Origin of the sequence: uncultured Chloroflexus sp., from assembly GCF_937129525.1 — a bacterium.
Lineage (GTDB): Bacteria > Chloroflexota > Chloroflexia > Chloroflexales > Chloroflexaceae > Chloroflexus.
This window is the reverse complement of sequence record NZ_CAKZNK010000083.1, coordinates 24,505-43,772: the sequence shown is the minus strand read 5'-3', so window position 1 is coordinate 43,772 and position 19,268 is coordinate 24,505. Positions and strand designations below refer to the sequence as shown.

Sequence of the window (19,268 nt, the reverse complement as noted above, 5' to 3'; positions counted from 1 at the left end):
GGTATCGATGGTTGCCGCAGCCGTGACAGTCATGCCGGCTGCGGCATAGTTGTCTGATTTGTGGTATAGTGCCGGCTATCAACGATGTTGTTGGCCGGTTGATTGAAACTCCTATGAGCACGACGCTCCGCGAACGCCGCCGCCAGATGCTGCGCGACGAGATCCTCGCCGCAGCGCAGCAATTTATTGCCGAACGTGGGTTTGCTGCCCTTGTGATGGATGAGCTGGCGGCCCGCGTTGGAATCTCAAAACCAACGCTGTACAATCAGTTTCCCACCCGTGAAGACTTGCTGGCCGCAATGATCGCCCGCCTCATTCGCGATCTCTTTGCTGCGGCTGCTATCGGCGAACCAGGTGACCGTTCGCCGCTCGAACAGCTTTGTGATCTGTTGCGGGCGAGCGTGGTATTCCAGATTCAGCATCACGCTGCCGCATTTCAGTTGTGGTTGCCAGAGGTAGCTGAGCTGCTGGAAAAACATCCTCATTCGCGCGATGAGCTGCTGAAGGCCCAGGCGCGGGTGATGCGTCTGGCCGCCGCAGCAATTGAATCTGGCGAAGTAGCTCCCGATTTACAGCCGGTAGATGTTATTCGCACCTTTTCGTCGCTCCTCTGCTTCCCGTTTGTTGGTGGACGCAACCTGCCACCGGCTGCTGACCCGGAAGCAACGGCTGAACTGGTAGTGCGTATCTTTCGCCAGGGGTTGCAGGTGCCGGCACGCGATCAGGGTGTGTCACTATCGTTGCCAGAATCGCAGTAAGATCCTTTGCGCGACCTGATGTATCATCACACTGCGCCATGTCTTCATTACCACCATCCTACCCGATCTGGCACGACTCGCCCGATCCTGTCTATCCCGTTCTCACTGAGACGATTGCCGTCGATGTCTGTGTGATCGGGTTGGGTGGTTCGGGCCTGACCTGCATCCACGAGCCTACTCGATTTGGGTGTGCGCGTGGTCGGAATTGATGCTACAACCGTTGGCGGTGGCGCTGCCGGACGCAACGGTGGGTTTTTGCTGGCAGGTCTGGCCGCTTTTTATCACGAGGCGGTCAGGGCGATTGGCCGCGAGCGTGCCGCAACCATCTATCGCCAGACCATGGCCGAGATTGAGCGGATGGCTACAGCGTTGCCCGGGATAGTGCGTCAGGTCGGTTCGCTTCGTATCGCCGCTTCTGCGCGCGAGGTTGCCGATTGTGAGGCGCAACTACAGGCAATGCGCGCCGATGGTCTGCCGGTTGAACCATACCGCGGCCCGGAAGGCGAAGGTCTGCTGTTGCCTACCGATGGCGTGTTTCAACCGCTCCAACGCTGCCGGTTGATGGCCGAAGCAGCCTGCCGCAATGGAGCATTCCTCTTCACCCATACGCCAGCGCTTGCAATCGAGGGCACAACTGTGCATTGCCCGCGCGGACGCATCCTTGCCCGCCACGTCATTATCGCCGTGGATGGGGGACTTGAGCGACTGGTACCGGAACTACGCCATACCGTTCGATCGACTCGACTTCAGATGCTGGCAACCGCGCCCGACCCGACGCTCGCGCTCCCGTGTCCGGTATATACCCGTTGGGGTTACGACTACTGGCAACAATTACCCGATCACCGGATTGCGCTGGGTGGGTGCCGAGACCGTTTCGCAGCCGAAGAATGGGACGCGCCACCGCATCCATCGGCGCCAGTGCAGGCCGCGCTCGAACAGATCTTGCGCGAGCGGGTCGGCAGCCAGGCACCGGTTGAACGGCGCTGGGCCACGCAGGTAGCCTACCGCCGCGACAGCATTCTGCCCATCGCGCGCCAGATTCGACCGCAGGTGTGGGCGATCGGCGCTTACAACGGCACCGGCAATGTGATCGGTGCTCTGTGTGGACGGGCTGCTGCGCGGGCGGTAGCGCGCGGTGATCTGACCCTCTTGCGTCTGCTCGATGGGTAGCATCGCCGATAGCTGCCATCCCTCCCCTCATCTGTGTCAACTTCGCCACTGTGGTATCATAAGGCACGGATCGCAATTGCGGCGGAATGTGCTATGAATGTGATCGAAACGATTGAACTCACCAAACGCTACGGTAAACGAGTGGTCGTCGATCAGCTCAGTTTAACCGTCGGCAAGGGCGAGGTGTTTGGCTTTCTCGGCCCCAATGGCGCCGGCAAAACCACTACCATTGCGATGCTGCTCGGCCTGGTCAAGCCGACCAAAGGTCGCGCTCTTGTGCTCGGTCACGATGTGCAACACGAACCGAGCCTGGCGCTGCGCCGGGTGGGGGCAATGATCGAAGCGCCGGCCTTCTATCCCTACCTGAGTGGCGCCGACAATCTGCGCGTCCTGGCCCGCGCCGGCGGCATTGCAACTGAGCGGGTAGCGCAGGTGCTCGACATCGTTGAGCTGCGCGATCGGGCGCGCGACAAAGTCGCCACTTACTCACAGGGGATGAAGCAGCGACTGGCAATCGCTGCCGCCCTTCTGCCCGATCCCGAGCTGATTATGCTCGACGAACCGACCAACGGTCTCGATCCAGCCGGCACGGTCGAGATCCGTAATCTGATCCGCAACCTGGCTGCCGGAGGGCGCACCATTCTGCTTTGCAGCCACCTGTTGCACGAAGTCGAGCAGCTTTGCCAGCGGGTGGCGATTATGAAAGAAGGCAAACTGATCGCTGCTGGCGATGTAGCGCATCTGCTTCGGCGCGGGCAAGGCGTGCGCGCGCGAGTGCAAGGCGATCCCGGGCCGGCAGTCAGACTGCTGAAAGCGCTGAACTGGGTGGCGAGCGTCACCGTGCAGGGTGATACCATCCTCATCGATGCGCCGGTCGAACGCACTGCCGAAATCAATAAGCTCTTGATCAAGGCCGATATTGTGGTGACTGAAATTGGAGCCAGCAATAGTTCGTTAGAAGAGTTTTTCCTGACGGTAACGCGATCTGACACATGACGCCGATCAGGTTGCGCTTCTGAGAGGTAGCCGGGCAATGGATACACGCGCAATGTTTACCAACCTCCTTGCTGCCGAGTGGATGAAGATCTCGCGTCGGCCAATGGCGCTGTTGCTGCTCGGTATCTTTTTAGCTTTGACAGCGCTCCAGCAGACCCTCTGGTTTTTGGTGGTGGCGTTGCAAGAGGGTACCTTCAGCAGCAGCAACGTTACCTTTACCATTCTCAGCGAAGCGGCGATTGAACAGGTCAAACGCCAGTTGAGTCTGCCCGGCGTCTTTGGAGCAATGCTTAGCGCAATCAACGGCACCGGTGGGATACTCGCCATCATCTTGACCGCCGGCTTCTTCGGGAGTGATTTCAACTGGGGAACATTGCGTGTCTTGCTGACGCGCGCGCCGCATCGTGGCATCTATTTGCTGGCCAAACTGGCAGCGTTGCAACTGGCGCTGCTGGTGGCGATGGTTATTACCATCGTTGTCGGCACGCTGCTTTCGCTGATGTTTGGCTCTATTCTCGGCTTGTCACAGCAGATTGACGCGATAGCATTTCTGCTCTTGCCAGTTGGCATGCTGCGCGCGCTCCTGGTTATGTTGCCGTACACGCTGATCGCTGCGGCCAGCGCCATTGTTGGCCGCTCGGTCATTGCCGGCGTTGGCGGCGGTTTAATCTTTCTCGCTTTTGATGTCAGCGCCGGCTCGCTCAATACCATCGGCGCTGTCGATCCGCTGATTCGCGCTCTGGTAAATCTCCTCTTGCAGCCGAATATCAATCGCCTGATCGTTGACAACAGTCAGATGTTCGGTCTTAACCAGAGCGTGTTAACTCCGGCGCTCGATCTCAACCTGCTACCATCGTCGTGGCAGGCAATTGGCCTGATCGTCATTTATAGCGCGATCTTCGGCTACAGCGCCTATCGTACTCTCAGCCGGCAAGACATTGGCGGGGCGAATTGATTTCAGCCAATCCGCAGACTCACCTCGCGTAAGCTTTCGGGCTTGCCGACAACGGTAATCTCGTCGCCATGGCGAAGCCGCGTGTATCCGTGGGGCACGATCGCCTGCCCACTGCGGCTGATTTCGAGCAACAACACATCCGACGGCAATCGCAGGTCGCGCACCAATCGACCATCGATCTCCTGGTTCGTCACCGTCATCTGCACAACATCGTAGACCGGATCGGTATGGAGCAGCAATGAGAGTGATTGCGGCGCGCGCACTGCCTGCTCGAGCAGATTGACCATTGCCGTAGCCGGATCGATGATAATTGCGCCTAATTCACGGAACTGTTCTCGCTGATCCATGCGATTGGGGCGCGCGATCAGGCGAGGCACGCCAAATTTCTCCAGCGCAATCTGACAGGCGCGCAGATTGTCTTCATCTTTTTCCAGCAGCGCTACTACCGCATCGGTAGAGCGGTCGATCAAGCCCGACAGGGTTTGCAGACTGATCTCTGGAATATATCGCTCATCGACATCCTCAGTCGCCATACGGCGCACGTGTTCAGGATCGGTATCGGCTACTCGCACCCGCCAGCCCCGCGCGCTCAACTGGCGGGCCAGCGCAATCGATTGCTGTTCGATTCCCAGGATCAGCACATCGCGCACATCGTCGCGAATGCCCGGCTCGGGCAAATTGGACTCACCCAGCCGCTGCAAGGCAAACCGCAGGGTGAGCGGGCCAAAGATCTCATTGAGCACGATCACGGCAATGATCAGGGTCGCAAACGCCTCGCCTTGAGCCGGCAGCAACAACGAAGCTTCGCGCGCCAGGCCGAGCGCAATGCCGGCCTGCGTGATCAATCCTAACCAGACCAGGCGACGAAGCCGGCTCGGTTCACCGACAATGGTGAGCGCAAGGCTGCTGCCGATAAAAATGGCCAGAATACGCACAAAAAACAGCGCTGCGGCAAAGATGAGCGCAGTTAACAGGATATCGAGTTTTAAGCTCAAACCGGTAATAGTGAAGAACGCGACGTACACGACCGGGCCAATGTCGTGCAATAACTCAGCAAATTCATCGCGGAACGGCGAAAAGTTGGTGATCAGAAATCCACCGATCAGCGTCACCAGCAACGGTTCGATCACGATCTTGATCGGCCAGTAGTCAGCGGAAAAGCTTTTGAGCCAGGCAGTGCCGGCAAAGATGCTATAGCCGATAGCAAGAATCAGGCCAAGCTTCAGCCAGTGTGGCCAGCTCAGGCTCAACAAGCGTCGTAGCAGCCACCCCACCCCCAGACCGACCAGGAACGACAATACCAGATCAAGCCCAAGCAAACCGAGAAAGGCCAGATTCAGGGCACTGCCCTCGACCAGGGTTACTGCCACCGATGAGCCGATCGCGAAGATGACGATAATCGCCACGTCCATGGCGATAGTGACACCTAGAATCAGGCGCGTAGCCGGGCCACGGGCGCGCAACTCTTTGATCACAGCAATGGTTGATGGCGGCGAAAGTGCCAGCAAGATCGTTGCGCCAAGGATCGCGATAGCAACCTTTTCGCCGGTATCCAGGCCTTGGGTAAACGGAATCAGATCGAGCAAACTGAAGAGAGCAAGGCCAATCAGTCCGAAGGCACTCACAACGATCAGCGCAACCGACCAGAGGATTGAGCGCAGCCGATTGATCAAATCCTTGTAATACAGCTCGCTACCGGCAACAAATGCAATGACTGCTAGCGCAATCTGGTCAACAAAGCGCAGATGTTCGCTCACGCTTGAGGGGATGAGTTGCAGACCGAAGGAACCAACCAGCACACCGGTGAAAAGATAGCCGGTAATGTAAGGAAGTCGGAGGTGGGAAAACCATTGTCCAATTCGATGCGAAGCCAGACAGATCACCGAAAAACCGGCCAGATAGATCAATGTCTGCAAGCTACTCTCCTTTTCCAGGCGCTACTGCCACTGAACGATCAGATCGCTCAGCGGGCGACGGGGGCGGCGCTTTGGCTCTTGGGCCAGATAGCCAATCGGAATGAGGGCATGCGGATGCAAATCTTCGGCTAATCCAAGCGCAGCGCGCGCGGCTGCCGGCGCGAAGAGTGGCGCGCACATCCAGCCCGCGGCCAGATCGAGCGCAAATGCTGCCAGCAACATGTTTTGCACTGCGCAGCCCAGACTCTGAATGGCCATTGTAGTCTCGGCAGCCTGCCGCTCCGGATCAGGATACCGGTCAAGATCGTTGAGATACAGACAGGGAATAATGATCACCGGCGCGGTCACCACCCGCTCGCGCGAACGGCACAGGCGATACTCAATCGTTGACGGATCGAGACCATCGAGCGCCAGATGGTAACGCCATGCCTCGGCCATTGCATTCGCCAATGCCAGTTTACGTTCTGGCGCTTCGACCACTACAAACCGCCACGGCTGCCGCCCGTGCGGTGATGGCGCCCAACTTGCAGCGGCGATGATTTGCTCAATAGCCTCACGCGGTGGTGAATCAGGCCGAAAAGCGCGCACAGTGCGACGTGTTTGAACCAGAGTGAAGAAATCCATATCCATGACACACAAAGGAATAAGGGAACGAGCGCAACACCGAGAGGAAACCGGGGTACATCCGGCAAGAGCACAGATCACCGGAACAGATCGAACCGCGGATCACGGATCAACTGGCGGGCAGTTCCCGTCTCAACCGGTTCATACTGGTAACCGCGCAAGATTGCCGCCGGTACCCGGTCAATCTTACCCATCACCAATTCAGCGGCAGCGGCCACCTCGTCGGCAACCGCAATCAACGTGGCCTGCATCGTATAACCGTAGTGGTCTTCAATCCCGGCAAAGTCGCGCAGCGGCGCCATGCCGGCCACACCGATCGCAACATTGACCTGCCCTTCCCGCCATGGACGGCCAAACGTATCGGTGATAATCACTGCCGGCGCGTGATGGTAACGAGCCGCCAACGCCTCGCGCAGCCGCGCTGCGCTGGCATCGGGATCAACCGGCAGCAACGACAGCCGTCTGCCGCCATCAACATTCGACTCATCGACCCCGCTGTTCGCGCACACAAAACCGTGGTGGGTTTCGGTAATCAGCACCCCATTGGCCATTTTAACGATCCGCTTGCTCTCACGCAACACAACTTCTTGATAGCGAGCATCTTTCTTGCCGGCGCGGGCAATCTGATACGCAAATGGCGATGGTTCGACCGTTGCCGGATCGATCAACCGTCCCTCGGCCTTTGAGACGATCTTTTGCGTCACAACCAGGATGTCACCCGGCGTCAACCCGCCAGCGCGATCGATTGCCGCGGCAAGAATGGCGGCTAGATCATCACCCGGCTGCACTTCGCCGATGCCATGAAGCGGGAGAATGCGAATTTCACCTTGTGTCATATATCTCGTTCGGCTATGCAGGGGTAACGGAGAGCGTTACCCCATGGCTAGAGGTGGATCACGACCAGTAGCGACCTGCAATTGGCGCCAGACGTTCTTTCACCGCTGCCGGAATATAATCAGGATGGGTCACAATTGCATGCCGGAGCGCATCGTGAGCCGGACTGGTAAAGCTCTCGTCGATCTGCGCCACCGCCAGCCGCACAATTTGCTGTGAGAGCGCAACATTCGCGCTCAACACCTTGATCACCTGCTCGGCAGTCACGGCATCATGTTCGGGATGCCAGACATCGTAATCGGTAACCATGGCAAGCGTCGCGTAAGCGATCTCTGCCTCACGCGCCAGTTTCGCTTCAGGCAAAGCCGTCATACCGATCAAGCTGTGGCCGCGGCGGCGATTTTCCTCGCTCTCAGCTTTGGTCGAAAACTGTGGCCCCTCCATCACCACCAGCGTCCCGCCTTGATGCACTACTGCGCCTGCCGCTTGCGCTGCGTGCAGGAGGATGTTGCTCAAATGCGGGCAGAAGGGACGATCAAAAGCCACGTGCGCAACGATACCACCCTCGAAGAACGTTGCCGGACGGATCCCTTTTGTGCGGTCGAAAATCTGATCGGGGATGACAGCGTGACCGGGAGCGTAATCCTCGCGCAACGAACCAACCGCGCTGACCGAGATTAAGGCTCGCACCCCCAGGAGTTTAAAAGCGTAGATATTGGCCCGCGCCGGCACTTCACTGGGATTGAGGCGGTGGCCGCGACCATGTCGCGGCAAGAACGCTACCCGGCGGCCCTCCAGTTCACCAACGATAAAGGCATCACTCGGATCGCCAAAAGGCGTCGTCAGGCGCACCTCTTCCGGGTTTTTCAGATCTGGCATTGCGTAGAGACCACTGCCGCCGATCACACCGATCATTGCGCTGCTCATAGCTGCATGCTCCTTGCTACAGAAGGCTACGCCAATATGCAGTATACCGTATATTAAGAAAAAAGATGAGCAAAAAGGGGAGCAGGTTCTACGCAACCGATTCCTCATCAAAACTCAGTTGGTTCAGTTCAGGAACTTTAGATAAAATATCGCTATCAGGTCCAAAACACAACCCGGAGCAACACCCAACCATGAACCAATCCACCAACACCAAACCAGACAACCTGACCAGGCTGTTGTTGATCCTTGTGCTGATGGCGCTGATCGGAGCCGGTTATCTGGTCTATCGCGTCGCAACTACCGTATTAGCGAACGGCTCACACTCAGCGAACGTAGAGTGCCTGAACGACCTGAAGTGGGAGGAAGCGACGCTACGGAAGGTTATTGACGGTGACACCATTGAAGTAGTGATTGGCGGGCGCGTTGAGCGCGTGCGCTATATCGGCGTCAATACCCCAGAGCGCGGTCAGCCATTTTACCGCGAGGCAACGAACGCAAATGCCACTCTGCTGGAAGGTAAACCAATCAGACTTGCTCGCGATGTAAGCGATCGCGACCGCTATAATCGCTTGCTGCGCTATGTTGTCGCTGATGACCGGTTTGTCAATCTGGCGCTGGTTGAACAGGGTATGGCCCAGGTCGCCACTTACCCGCCCGACGTGCGTTGCGTCGAAACATTCCTTGCCGCTCAACGCGAGGCTCTGCAGAACGGTGTCGGGCTGTGGGAGCGAACGGATGCAACGCGACCGGGATCAGGATTCACGTCGCGCCAGAGTTGTCACCCATCTTACCCGGATGCCTGCATCCCACCGCCGCCACCTGATCTCGATTGTGACGATATTCCTTATCGCCGTTTCCGCGTGTTACAACAGTACGGCGATCCTCATCGCTTCGATGGCGACAGTGACGGTGTTGGTTGCGAACGGTGAGGCGATTTGACAGCAGCATATGAATGCAGGAGTTCCTCATAAACGCATTCGCGATTAAGCTGAAGGCAGTGACAGCAGTTCGGTGTCACTGCGAGCGCGCGCCAATGCCGCTGCAAAAGTGGAATGGGTGAACGTAGGGAAGGGGACACAACAGTGAAGCCCCTTCCCTTCTCTCTCGTTTCGGTGATGTTGCGAATGAGAACCGCTCAATCCTGTTATAATTATTCCGCTATTCATTGTTCAGAAAACATAAATACCCTTATGTCAAGCGAGAGGACAGTGTTGTTACAGGCTAAAGTCGCGCCGCCGCGACCGCACCGCCATCGGCTGGTGCGCCCGGCCTTAACCGCGCGTTTGCGCGAAGCGTTTGACTATCGGGTAACCCTCGTGCAGGCCGGCGCCGGTTATGGCAAAACAACCGCGCTGGCTGAACTGGCGGCAAGCGCAGCAACCGTTTGCTGGTATACGATTGGCGAAAACGACCGCGATCCGGTGACGTTTCTGACCTACCTGACTGCGGCTTGCGCGCCGGTCTTGCCCCGAGGCGCGCCGGAAGCGCTGGCTGCGCTGCATGCCAGTCCCGCTGACCGCACTGCCTGGACGCAGGCGCTTGACGGTCTGCTCAATGCGCTGGCCGATGCGCCGCCGCGCCCAACGTTGCTCATTCTTGACGACTATCACTTTGTAACCGCTTCAGCCGAGATTCGGGCCTTGACCGAGCGCCTGATTACATATGCGCCGCAGTGGTTGAGCCTGCTGATCGCTACCCGGTACCCGATCATCAGCGCTGAGCTGGTGCGTTGGCGCGCTCGCGGTGAAGTGTTGGAATTGCAACGCGAGGCGCTGGCTTTCACTCGCGATGAGATAGCTGCACTCTTTGCCAATATCTTTGGTATGCCGCTGAGCGCCGCCGATGTGGATCTGCTCAGCCACCATACCGAAGGCTGGCCGATTGCGTTACAGCTCGTCTGGCAAGGCTTGCGCAGCGGACAGGCCCGGAGCGTCGCTGAGTTGCTGGCTAATGGCCCGGCATCGCTGGGAGCGCTGTTCGATTTCCTCGCTTCTGACGTACTTGACCGTCAGCCGCCTGAGATTGCCGGCTTTTTGCGCGCCACTGCGCCTTTGCGCCTGCTGACAGCAGCGGCTTGCGATGCCGTGCGCCAGGCGAATGATAGCGCCGAACTGCTTGCGCAGGTGCGCGATCGCGATCTCTTTCTGGTTGAACTTGACGCCAATCATTATCGCTATCACCACCTCTTCAGCGACTTCTTGCGCCAGCAGACCCGTCACGATCCCGATCTACCGGCGCGTCATCGACGCGCCGCGCAGCACTATGCTGCCGCCGGCGCTGCCGAGGAAGCCATCTACCACTGGTTTGCCGCTGGTGAAGTGACCACTGCCGCTGATGCCATTGTGTCTGCCGGCGAAGAGGCGTTGCGCAATGGCCGGCTTGATACGCTGGCCGGTTGGATCGATGCGCTGCCGGCTGAACTCATTGCCACTCGCCCGCGTTTACAGTGTTACCTTGGCGATCTTTACCGCTTGCGCGCGCGTTTCGAAGAAGCGCGGAACTGGTATGCGCAGGCCGAGACGACCAGCCGGCAGCGTGGCGACCGCGCCGAGCTAGCGCGCGCACTCTACGGTCAGGCGCAGGTGTATATTGATCAAGTGCAGCCGGCTCAGGCCGAGAGCGTTTTGCAAGAGGCGTTGCGGGTGAGCGAAGGGTTAGAAGATCAGGTAGCGCGCGCTCGCGTGCTTGAGCTGCTAGCGGAAAATAAGCTCAATATGGGCCAGCCAGCCGAAGCTGAAGCCTTACAGCAGCAGGCAAGCCAGTTACGCGCCGCCAGTCCCGCTGCCGATCTGCTCAGCGCGCGGGTGAAGTTGCGCACCGGTCAACTGATGGCTGCGCGGGCATTGTTGCAGGCATGGCGCGATCAGGAACGACTGGCGACAGCCCGCGGCGCAACGCCGACTCCGCGTGGACATCGCGAGGCGGTGTTGGTACTGGCTTTAATTGCAGCCTTTGAAGGCGACGCGGATCAGGCGCTGGCCCTGGCTAACGAGGGGGTGCAGGTCGGCATTGAGCGCCATTCCCGTTTTATCACCTCAGTCGCGTATGCCCGTCTTGGACATGCCTGGCTGCTCAAGAGTGCCACCGAGGGCGTTGCCGCCCGTCATTGCGCGCTTGAATATTATCGCAAAGCCCTGGCTGAAGGTCAGGCGCTTGGTGTCGAGCGGTTGCGGGTAGAACCGCTCTGGGGGTTGACCCGTCTCTACGGATTGACCGGCGATCTGGCCGCTGCTGAAAGCGCTGCCGCCGAAGGTCAGGCCTTCTGTCGCTGGGCCGGCGATCTCTGGTTGGGGGCGATGATCCAGCTCCAGCGCGGTGTCAGTCACCTGATTGCCGGCCAGCTCGAGCAAGCGCAAGAATTGTTGTTAACGACCCGCGCCGATTTGCGCGCCTGTAGCGACCGGTTCGGTCAGGCCGTCGCCGCTCTCTGGCTGGCCGTCTGTTATCACGAACAGCGTCAGGATGCAGCGGCTACGGCAGCTATCGGTGAAGCGCTGGAATTGAGCGCCACCCATGGTTACGACTATCTCTTCACCCGTCCCACCTTTCTGGGATTGCCCGATCCGCGGCGCGCGTTGCCGATGATGCTGGCTGCGCGCGCGCGCAATCAGCACCGCGATTACATCGAACGATTGCTCACGACGCTCGGTTTGCGCGGCCTGGAAGTCCACCCTGGCTATCAGTTGCGTGTGCAAACCCTGGGCGCATTTCGAGTCTGGCGCGGCGACCGCGAGATTGAAACCCGCGAATGGCAACGCGACAAGGCGCGCCAGCTCTTTCAAGCGCTGATAACCTATCGGGGACGATGGCTGCAACGCGAGGAGCTGGCCGAAATGCTTTGGCCGCACCTCAGTCCAGATGCGGCAGTTCGCGATTTCAAAGTTGCGCTAAGCGCGCTTTACCGCGCGCTCGAACCGGCTCGGGCTGAGGCGACTTCCTCGTTTATCGCTCGCGACGGCAGCGCCTATCGATTGCGGCCTAATGCCGACATTTGGCTTGATTGCGCCGAGTTCCAGACTGGCTGCGCCGCCGGTGTGCGCCTGCTCGATCAAGGCCAGACTGAAGCCGGTATGCAGCGACTGCATGCGGCACTGCAACTCTATCAGGGCGATTTCTTGCCCGATGCGCTGTACGAGAGTTGGGCCGAAGCCGAACGCGAACGGTTGCGCAATACCTTCCTGCGCAGCGCTGATCGGCTGGCTCAGGTGTATGCTGAGCAGCGGCGTGATGAAGAGCTGATCGCCCTGTCTGAGCGCATTCTCGCCTGTGATAATTGCTGGGAGCGCGCTTATCGCTTTTTGATGCTGGCCTATGCCCGCCAGGGCAATCGGGCTGCCGCTCTGCGCGTTTTCCAGCGTTGCGCCGACACGCTGGCCCGTGAACTCGATGTCGAACCGGCCCCGAACACGCTCGCGCTGGCCGAACAGCTTCGCCACGGCGATCTCATCGTGCCTCCTGTTACCGATTTGTAACCACGACGCAACCTGCATCTGCTACTCTCGCCAGCAAATCCCCGGCTGCAAGCTGCGCATGTGCGCATACCGCGGCGGCGACGCCGCACACAACTCATGGACGAGATGTACCTTGGCGACTGGCTTGGCCGACGCGCGCAACTGTCACCGCACAAGGTGGCGTTGTTCGACGCCCAACACGAGATGCGACCGATCACCTACGGCGAGTGGAATGTGGCGGTTAACCGTACCGCTCACCTCCTCCGCTCATTAGGAGTCGAACGCGGCGATCGAGTGGCAACGCTGGCTCAGAATTGTGTTGATCTGCTCGATCTCTGGTTTGCTTGCGCCAAGATCGGCGCAATTTTGCAGCCGCTCAACTGGCGGCTGACGGCGGTCGAATTGAGTCAGCTCATTGCCGATGGCGAACCGAAAGTGTTAGCCTATGGCCCTGAATACGCTGCCTTGACGCTCACTTTGCGCGATCAGGCGCCAACCGTCACTCACTGGCTGGCCATCGATGGCGCGTCTCCCGCCGTCCCCGCCGATCCGGTCATGACCCAACGCGATACGCTCCCGGCTGGCTTTGCTTCGGTTACCCTGCGCTGGGAAGATCCCTGGGTGATCTGCTACACCGGCGGCAGCACCGGTTTGCCGAAAGGGGCCATTCTCACCTACCGCAGCATCGCCGCGAATGCGGTCAACACGGTCATGAGCTGGGGATTGCGCCCCGACGATGTTGCCATTTTGAATGCGCCCCTCTTCCACACCGGCGGGATGAATGTCTTTACCGCGCCGCTGGTACAGATCGGCGGTACCTCCATCGTTTGCCGCAGCTTCAATGTCGATCAAGTCTTCGATCTCATCGATCACGGCCCGGCCACCCTCTTCTTTGGTGTGCCGACGATGTTCATCGCGATGCAGCAACATCCCCGCTGGCCTGAAGTCGATTTCAGCCGCATGCGGATCGTGATCAGCGGCGGCGCTCCCTGTCCTGAACCGGTCTTTCATGCCTTCTGGGAGCGCGGCATCGACTTCAAGACCGGTTACGGCCTCACCGAAGCCGGCCCCAATACCTTCTGGTTGCCACCGGAGCTGGTGCGAGTCAAACCCGGCGCGGTCGGTTACCCGCTCATGTTCGTTGATCTGCGAGTGGTAGCTGCTGACGGTCATCTCTGTGGCCCAGATGAAATCGGCGAATTGCAAATTCGCGGCCCCCATGTCTGCGCCGGCTATTGGCGGCGACCGGCGGAAACTGCTGCCACCTTTGTTGATGGCTGGCTGCGCACCGGCGATCTCGCCTGTTTTGATGCCGATGGCTGCTATCGGATTGTTGGCCGGTTGAAAGATGTGATCATTTCGGGCGGCGAAAATATCTATCCCGCCGAGGTTGAGAGTGTCCTGGCCGGATACCCCGCGGTTGCAGAAGTGGCGCTGGTCGGCATGCCCGATCCGCACTGGGGCGAAGTCGGCTGGGCCGCCGTGGTGGTGCGTCCCGGGAGCGAACTCTCGGAGCAAGACTTGCTCGCGTTCGCCAGCACTCGTTTGGCCCGTTACAAGCTGCCCAAACGGATCATCATGTTGCCCGAACTCCCCAAAACCGGCGCCGGCAAGATCGATAAACAGGCGCTAAAACGCATGTTTCAGCAGGAGTAGACGACGGAAGTCAGAGCGCCATTGAGGCGCTCTGGCGCACTGGCGGCAATGTTTAGCAAAGACTGGAGAACAATATGAGCAAAATCCCGACTTTGCCCGGCGTCACCTCGACGATGGTGCAAACGCCACGCCTACACATGCACGTCCTCAGCAGCGGCCCAACCGATGGCACGCCAGTGCTCTTCATCCACGGGAATGCCTCATCGGCGACCTTCTGGGAAGAGACGATGCTGGCGCTGCCGGCAGGCTTTCGGGCCATCGCGCCCGATCTGCGCGGCTACGGCGAGACTGAAGACGCGCTCATTGATGCTACCCGCGGCTGCGGTGATTGGGTCGATGACCTGCTGGCATTACTCGATACGCTCGGTATCGATCGTTGTCACGCGGCTGGTCACTCACTCGGCGGCGTCGTCCTCTTTAACCTCATTGCTGCTGCGCCGCAACGGATCATCACCGCGACCCTGGTCGCGCCCGGTTCGCCTTACGGCTTTGGGGGGTGTAAAGGGTTAAACGGCGAACTGTGCTGGCCCGACGGAGCCGGATCGGGTGGCGGAACAGTCAATCAGGCGTTTGTTGAACGGATGGCAGCGGGTGATACGACCGAAGAGGCCGGCCCAGCCGCGCCGCGCGTGGTGATGAATACCTATTACTGGAAACCTCCATTTCGTCCGGCTCGCGAAGAGGCGCTGCTCGCATCGATGCTCAGCGAAAAGATCGGGCCGCAGCGTTACCCTGGCGACTTCAAGGTCTCGCCCAACTGGCCGGGTATCGCCCCTGGAGTCTGGGGGCCGATCAATGCCATCTCGCCACTCTACGTCGGCGACTCGGTCACTCGTTTCATTGCCGCTCAACCCAAACCTCCCATCCTCTGGGTGCGCGGCGCCGACGATCAGATTGTGAGCGACATGTCACTCTTCGATGTTGGCACGCTCGGTCAGCTTGGCGTGTTGCCTGACTGGCCTGGCGCAGAGGCGCATCCGCCGCAACCTATGGTCAGTCAGACTCGGGCGGTACTTGAGCGTTACGCTGCCGACGGTGGTCAATTCCGTGAAGTGCTCTTCGAGAATTGCGGCCATACGCCGTATCTCGAGTATCCGGAGCAGTTTAATCAGGCATTCCATGCTCATTTGCAGCAGGCAGGGTAATTGGCACTACGCGCAAAAGGAGGGCTTATGCCCACCATCCAGGCAGGAGATCTTGAGATTCACTATCTTGACTACGGGCAGGGTGAACCGATCATCTTCGTGCATGGCAACTGGGCCAGTTGTGGCTGGTGGTTGCGTGTGCTCGAACGGCTCCCAGCCGGCTACCGCGGTCTTGCTCCCGACTTGCGCGGACGAGGCTCAACCCAGGGGCCAGACCACGACTACCGGCTGTCGTCAATGGCTGCCGATCTCTGGCATTTCGCCGATGCGCTTGGGCTGTCGCGCTGCCATCTGGTCGGGCATTCCCTGGGAGCGGCGGTCGTCTTGCAGGCAGCGCTCGAACATCCCGAACGAGTGGCAACGATCGCAGTACTGGCGCCGCCATGGGTTGATGGCATGCCGGATGAGGTCTATCAGCCAGAGCGACAGCAGCTATTGAAAGACAACCCTGACTTCTTTGCCCAGGCGATCAAAGCAATGGCGCCAACTGCGCCCGACGATGACCGCTGGCGCGAACTGGTTGCCATCGGCCACAGTCAGCGGTTGAGCGCAGCCAATGGCGCGATTAACGCTCTGCGCGAATGGAAACCCGGCGATCAATTGCGCGCAATCGGCGCGCCGGCGCTGGTCATGGGTGGTGAACTCGATCCATTGGTGACCGCCGAGACGGTCAAACGCGCCGCCGCAGCGCTCGGGGTCGAAGCGCATATCATCCCCGGTGTGGGGCATTCGGCCAATCTTGAAGCGCCTGACCAACTGCTTGCCTTGTTAGTGCCGCATTGGCGCGCGCGATGACATCTGTTGCGCGTCGGTCTTTACCGGAGCGCCGATCATACCAGGAAGCACCTGTATGACACCTATTCCAGTTGGCACGCGGTACAACCGTTCTCACATTGTCACACAAGCGGACATCGACCGCTTTGCCGAGGTGAGCGGTGACACCAACCCGATCCATATCGATCCCGCTGTCGCGGCAACAACCCGTTTCGGTCGCACCATTGCCCACGGCATGCTGCTTTACGGCTACCTGCGAACGGCGCTGCGCGCGCTTGCGCCAGCCGCAGCGCAGCGGCAACAAACGCTGAGCTTCACCAATCCTGTCTTTGCCGGCGATGAGATTGAGATCAGAGTTGAGGTGTTGGAAAGCAACCGCAACCAGATCCGATGCGCTGTGATCGTGACTCGTAACGATGGCAAAGTGGCGTGCAGCGGTGAAACGGTTCTAGAGATCAGGCATGCATAACCCTATGGTCACCATTCATCCTGATGGGCCGGTCGTAATCTTAACGCTCAACCGGCCAGAACAGGGCAACAGTTTAACACCGGAACTGCTGACAGCGTTGCTTGACGCGATTGCCGTTGCGCGCCAGTATCGCGGCCTGCGCGCCGTAGTGTTACAAGCCGCCGGTCAAACGTTTTCGCGCGGGAGCGACATTACGGCGCTAGTCAGCCAGGCCGATCGCGCTACCTACGCAGCGCATCTCCTGGATTGCTTGCATCGCGTCATTCTCGAACTGATCGATTTACCGGCGCCGCTGATCGTCGCAGTGCAGGGACCAGTTAACGGGAGCGCAATAGGTTTTGTGCTGGTCGCAGATGTCGTACTGGTGACGCCGGAAGCGACGTTTACTGCCTATGCCACCACCCTTGGCCTGGGACCAGAAGGAGGTTGGGCAACGCTCTTGCCACGCCTGATCGGTCAGCGACGCGCTGCTGAAACCCTGCTACTCGAACGTTCGATCAGCGCCGCCGAAGCCGTGGCATGGGGGCTGGCTAACCGGTTGATCCCGACCAGTCATCTCACCGAGGAAGCGCAGGCAATCGCTCATCAGATTGCGGCGCAGTTTCCCGGTAGTGTCGCCTGCGCCCGCCGTCTGCTCTGGCGGGAACGCGATCAATTAGCTGAGGCGCTACGATGCGAGCGAGAAACGTTTTGCGTCCAGATCCAATCGATTGAAGCGGACATCGGCCTTAAAGCGTTTCTTGACCGGCAACGCGCCCTGAGCCAAATGGAGGCAGAACCGTGAACCAGCTTGCTGTTGGGATGCAGGCTTCTGTACAGCGTGTATATGACCACAACCTGGTCAACGCCTATGCCGAACTCTGCGGTGACCAGGTAGGTGAGACGGTGCCCGAACCGCTGATCGGCGCGCTCTTTTCGTACCTGCTTGGTGTGGAACTACCCGGCTCTGGATCAGTCTACCTCAAACAAGATTTCACTTTTGCCGATACTGCCCGTATCGGCGAGCTACTCACCGCCACGGTAACGATCACACACATCCGCGCCGACAAACCGCTGATAACGTTACGCACTCTTTGCACTGGCGCCGATGGTCAAGTCATTGCTGATGGCGAAGCGCTGGTAATGGCGCCCCGCTAATACCGGTCATCTCGTTCGGGAGACAATCCCGCTGGCATAGGGAAGAGGTTAGTCAAAGGAGACCGTTCAATGCAGAGTAACTGTCTTATTCGCCGGTTAATCATCACCCTGCTGGTTATCCTCGCCATGGCGCTCAGCGCCTGTGGCAGCGGTCAGACCGCACAACCAACGGCTGCGCCGCAACCAACGGCTGCGCCGCAACCCACGGCTGCGCCACAACCAACGGCTGCGCCGCAACCCACGGCAGCGCCGCAACCGACCACTGCGCCTGCCGGTGAACCGATTGTGGTTGGCCTGATGACCGACAACTCGGGCTTGCTTGCGATCTATGGGCCTATGCTTGAGCGAGGCTTTACGCTGGGGCTAGAGTACGCTACCAACGGAACCAATCAGGTGGCAGGCCGCGAGATTCGAGTGGTCGTCAAGGACACTGCCAGCAACCCGGAAACCGGAGTTTCGCTGGCGCGTGAGGCTATCGAGAGCGATGGCGCTGATGTGCTGGTTGGTTCACCCAGCTCACCCGTAGCGCTGGCTATCTCGGCTGTCGCTGCCGAGAATAAGATCGTGTACATCGCCGCTCCGGCTGCCACTCCGGCGTTGACCGGTGACAACTTCAACATCTACACATTCCGCGCCGGTCGCACCAGCGTTCAGGATGCGCTGACGATGAGCGCTGCGCTCTTGCAGACAGGCAAAAAGTTTATTCAGATTGCGCAAGACAATGCCTTCGGGCGCGGTTCCGCTGGCGCATTCTACGCAACCGTCAAAGCGCTGGGGGGCGAATTTGTCCTCAACGACACTGCCGAAGGCGCGGGTACCGTCTTCGCGCCGCCGGATACAACCGACTTCACTCCGTACATCAACCAATTGCTCGACTCGGGTGCGGAAGTGTTGATCGTAACCTGGTCGGGCACCGGTTTCGTGCCGATGTTCCAGCAGATGCAGCAACTGGGTGTGTTTGATGTGATGACGGTTGCAACCGGCTTTGGCGACAACCAGACGATGGTGAACGGTTACGCCGACGCGATTGGCTCGGTGGGTGTGAGTGTCTACCACTACAGCCTGTTTGACAACCCGGTCAACAACTGGCTGATCGAGCGACACAAGGCCGAATATGGCGTTCCACCAGATCTCTTCACCGAGAGCGGCTTCAATGCAGCCATTATGCTGGTTAAGGCGCTCGAGCAAACGAATGGCGACCCGGCGGCGGATGGGTTGATTGCCGCGCTTGAGGGCATGACCTTTGAGGGGCCGAAAGGAACGTACACCGTGCGCGCCGAGGATCACGTCTTGCTGCAACCGATGACTCTGGTGCGCCTGCTCAACACCAATGACCCCGACTTCAAGTTCTTCGAGCTGGTGACACTCTTTACACCAGAGCAGACTGCGCCGCCGTGCGCAGTGCCGGCGGAATTGAATCGATGTAAGTAGTTAGTCCGGCAATCATTGCGCGGGT

The 19,268-nt window shown here is 59.3% G+C and carries 18 protein-coding genes; 14 read left to right on the top strand and 4 right to left on the bottom strand.

Annotation, left to right across the window (positions count from 1 at the left end; genetic code table 11):
- Positions 1–113: 113 nt before the first annotated feature.
- The 5 genes from Q0650_RS10530 (at position 114) to Q0650_RS10510 (ending at position 3,879) form a co-directional block, all read left to right on the top strand.
- The gene (locus Q0650_RS10530; protein WP_298818720.1) at positions 114–758 is read left to right on the top strand and encodes a TetR/AcrR family transcriptional regulator; all 645 of its coding nucleotides are present in this window, start codon (positions 114–116) and stop codon (positions 756–758) included.
- Positions 759–796: 38 nt separating this feature from the next.
- Positions 797–967 carry a hypothetical protein gene (locus Q0650_RS10525; RefSeq protein WP_298818718.1) on the top strand — a complete coding sequence of 57 codons (171 nt, stop codon included), beginning with the start codon at positions 797–799 and terminating at the stop codon, positions 965–967.
- Entirely contained in the window at positions 948–1,928 is a 981-nt protein-coding gene (locus Q0650_RS10520) for an FAD-binding oxidoreductase (RefSeq protein ID WP_298818715.1), read from the top strand. The genes Q0650_RS10525 and Q0650_RS10520 overlap by 20 nt, the downstream gene beginning before the upstream one ends.
- Before the next feature lie 93 nt (positions 1,929–2,021).
- Entirely contained in the window at positions 2,022–2,924 is a 903-nt protein-coding gene (locus Q0650_RS10515; RefSeq protein ID WP_298818713.1) for an ABC transporter ATP-binding protein, read from the top strand.
- Positions 2,925–2,961: 37 nt separating this feature from the next.
- The gene (locus Q0650_RS10510; protein ID WP_298818711.1) at positions 2,962–3,879 is read left to right on the top strand and encodes an ABC transporter permease subunit; all 918 of its coding nucleotides are present in this window, start codon (positions 2,962–2,964) and stop codon (positions 3,877–3,879) included.
- A gap of 2 nt (positions 3,880–3,881) precedes the next feature.
- Here the strand turns inward: Q0650_RS10510 and Q0650_RS10505 are convergent, their stop codons facing one another.
- The 4 genes from Q0650_RS10505 to mtnP all read right to left on the bottom strand — a co-directional run bounded on the left by Q0650_RS10505 (position 3,882) and on the right by mtnP (position 8,180).
- On the bottom strand, positions 3,882–5,795 hold the full coding sequence (locus Q0650_RS10505) for a monovalent cation:proton antiporter family protein (protein ID WP_298818709.1): 1,914 nt from the start codon (positions 5,793–5,795) through the stop codon (positions 3,882–3,884).
- A 21-nt stretch (positions 5,796–5,816) separates the two neighbouring features.
- Positions 5,817–6,419 carry a nitroreductase family protein gene (locus Q0650_RS10500; protein ID WP_298818707.1) on the bottom strand — a complete coding sequence of 201 codons (603 nt, stop codon included), beginning with the start codon at positions 6,417–6,419 and terminating at the stop codon, positions 5,817–5,819.
- A gap of 77 nt (positions 6,420–6,496) precedes the next feature.
- The gene (gene cofE, locus Q0650_RS10495) at positions 6,497–7,255 is read right to left on the bottom strand and encodes a coenzyme F420-0:L-glutamate ligase (RefSeq protein ID WP_298818705.1); all 759 of its coding nucleotides are present in this window, start codon (positions 7,253–7,255) and stop codon (positions 6,497–6,499) included.
- A gap of 58 nt (positions 7,256–7,313) precedes the next feature.
- Positions 7,314–8,180, bottom strand: coding sequence for an S-methyl-5'-thioadenosine phosphorylase (mtnP, locus tag Q0650_RS10490; protein WP_298818702.1), 867 nt, complete (start codon positions 8,178–8,180; stop codon positions 7,314–7,316).
- 191 nt (positions 8,181–8,371) lie between these two features.
- Here mtnP and Q0650_RS10485 point away from each other — a divergent pair, with 191 nt between their 5' ends.
- The 9 genes from Q0650_RS10485 (at position 8,372) to Q0650_RS10445 (ending at position 19,243) form a co-directional block, all read left to right on the top strand.
- A complete protein-coding gene (locus tag Q0650_RS10485) occupies positions 8,372–9,109 on the top strand; it encodes a thermonuclease family protein (RefSeq protein ID WP_298818699.1) in 738 nt (245 codons plus the stop codon).
- A 261-nt stretch (positions 9,110–9,370) separates the two neighbouring features.
- On the top strand, positions 9,371–12,652 hold the full coding sequence (locus Q0650_RS10480; RefSeq protein WP_298818697.1) for a BTAD domain-containing putative transcriptional regulator: 3,282 nt from the start codon (positions 9,371–9,373) through the stop codon (positions 12,650–12,652).
- A gap of 96 nt (positions 12,653–12,748) precedes the next feature.
- Entirely contained in the window at positions 12,749–14,287 is a 1,539-nt protein-coding gene (locus Q0650_RS10475) for a long-chain fatty acid--CoA ligase (RefSeq protein WP_367280812.1), read from the top strand.
- A 74-nt stretch (positions 14,288–14,361) separates the two neighbouring features.
- Complete coding sequence (locus Q0650_RS10470; protein ID WP_298818693.1) at positions 14,362–15,432, top strand: alpha/beta hydrolase; 1,071 nt, start codon at positions 14,362–14,364, stop codon at positions 15,430–15,432.
- Positions 15,433–15,459: 27 nt separating this feature from the next.
- Positions 15,460–16,227, top strand: a complete 768-nt coding sequence (locus Q0650_RS10465; RefSeq protein ID WP_298818691.1) for an alpha/beta fold hydrolase — start codon at positions 15,460–15,462, stop codon at positions 16,225–16,227.
- Between the two features lie 55 nt (positions 16,228–16,282).
- Positions 16,283–16,675 (top strand): MaoC/PaaZ C-terminal domain-containing protein, encoded by a 393-nt coding sequence (locus tag Q0650_RS10460; RefSeq protein WP_298818690.1) that lies wholly within the window; start codon positions 16,283–16,285, stop codon positions 16,673–16,675.
- Positions 16,668–17,459 carry an enoyl-CoA hydratase/isomerase family protein gene (locus tag Q0650_RS10455; protein WP_298818689.1) on the top strand — a complete coding sequence of 264 codons (792 nt, stop codon included), beginning with the start codon at positions 16,668–16,670 and terminating at the stop codon, positions 17,457–17,459. The genes Q0650_RS10460 and Q0650_RS10455 overlap by 8 nt, the downstream gene beginning before the upstream one ends.
- A complete protein-coding gene (locus Q0650_RS10450) occupies positions 17,456–17,812 on the top strand; it encodes a hypothetical protein (protein WP_298818688.1) in 357 nt (118 codons plus the stop codon). Before Q0650_RS10455 ends, Q0650_RS10450 begins: the two co-directional genes overlap by 4 nt.
- A 69-nt stretch (positions 17,813–17,881) precedes the next feature.
- On the top strand, positions 17,882–19,243 hold the full coding sequence (locus Q0650_RS10445) for a substrate-binding domain-containing protein (RefSeq protein ID WP_298818686.1): 1,362 nt from the start codon (positions 17,882–17,884) through the stop codon (positions 19,241–19,243).
- The last annotated feature ends 25 nt before the right edge of the window (positions 19,244–19,268 follow it).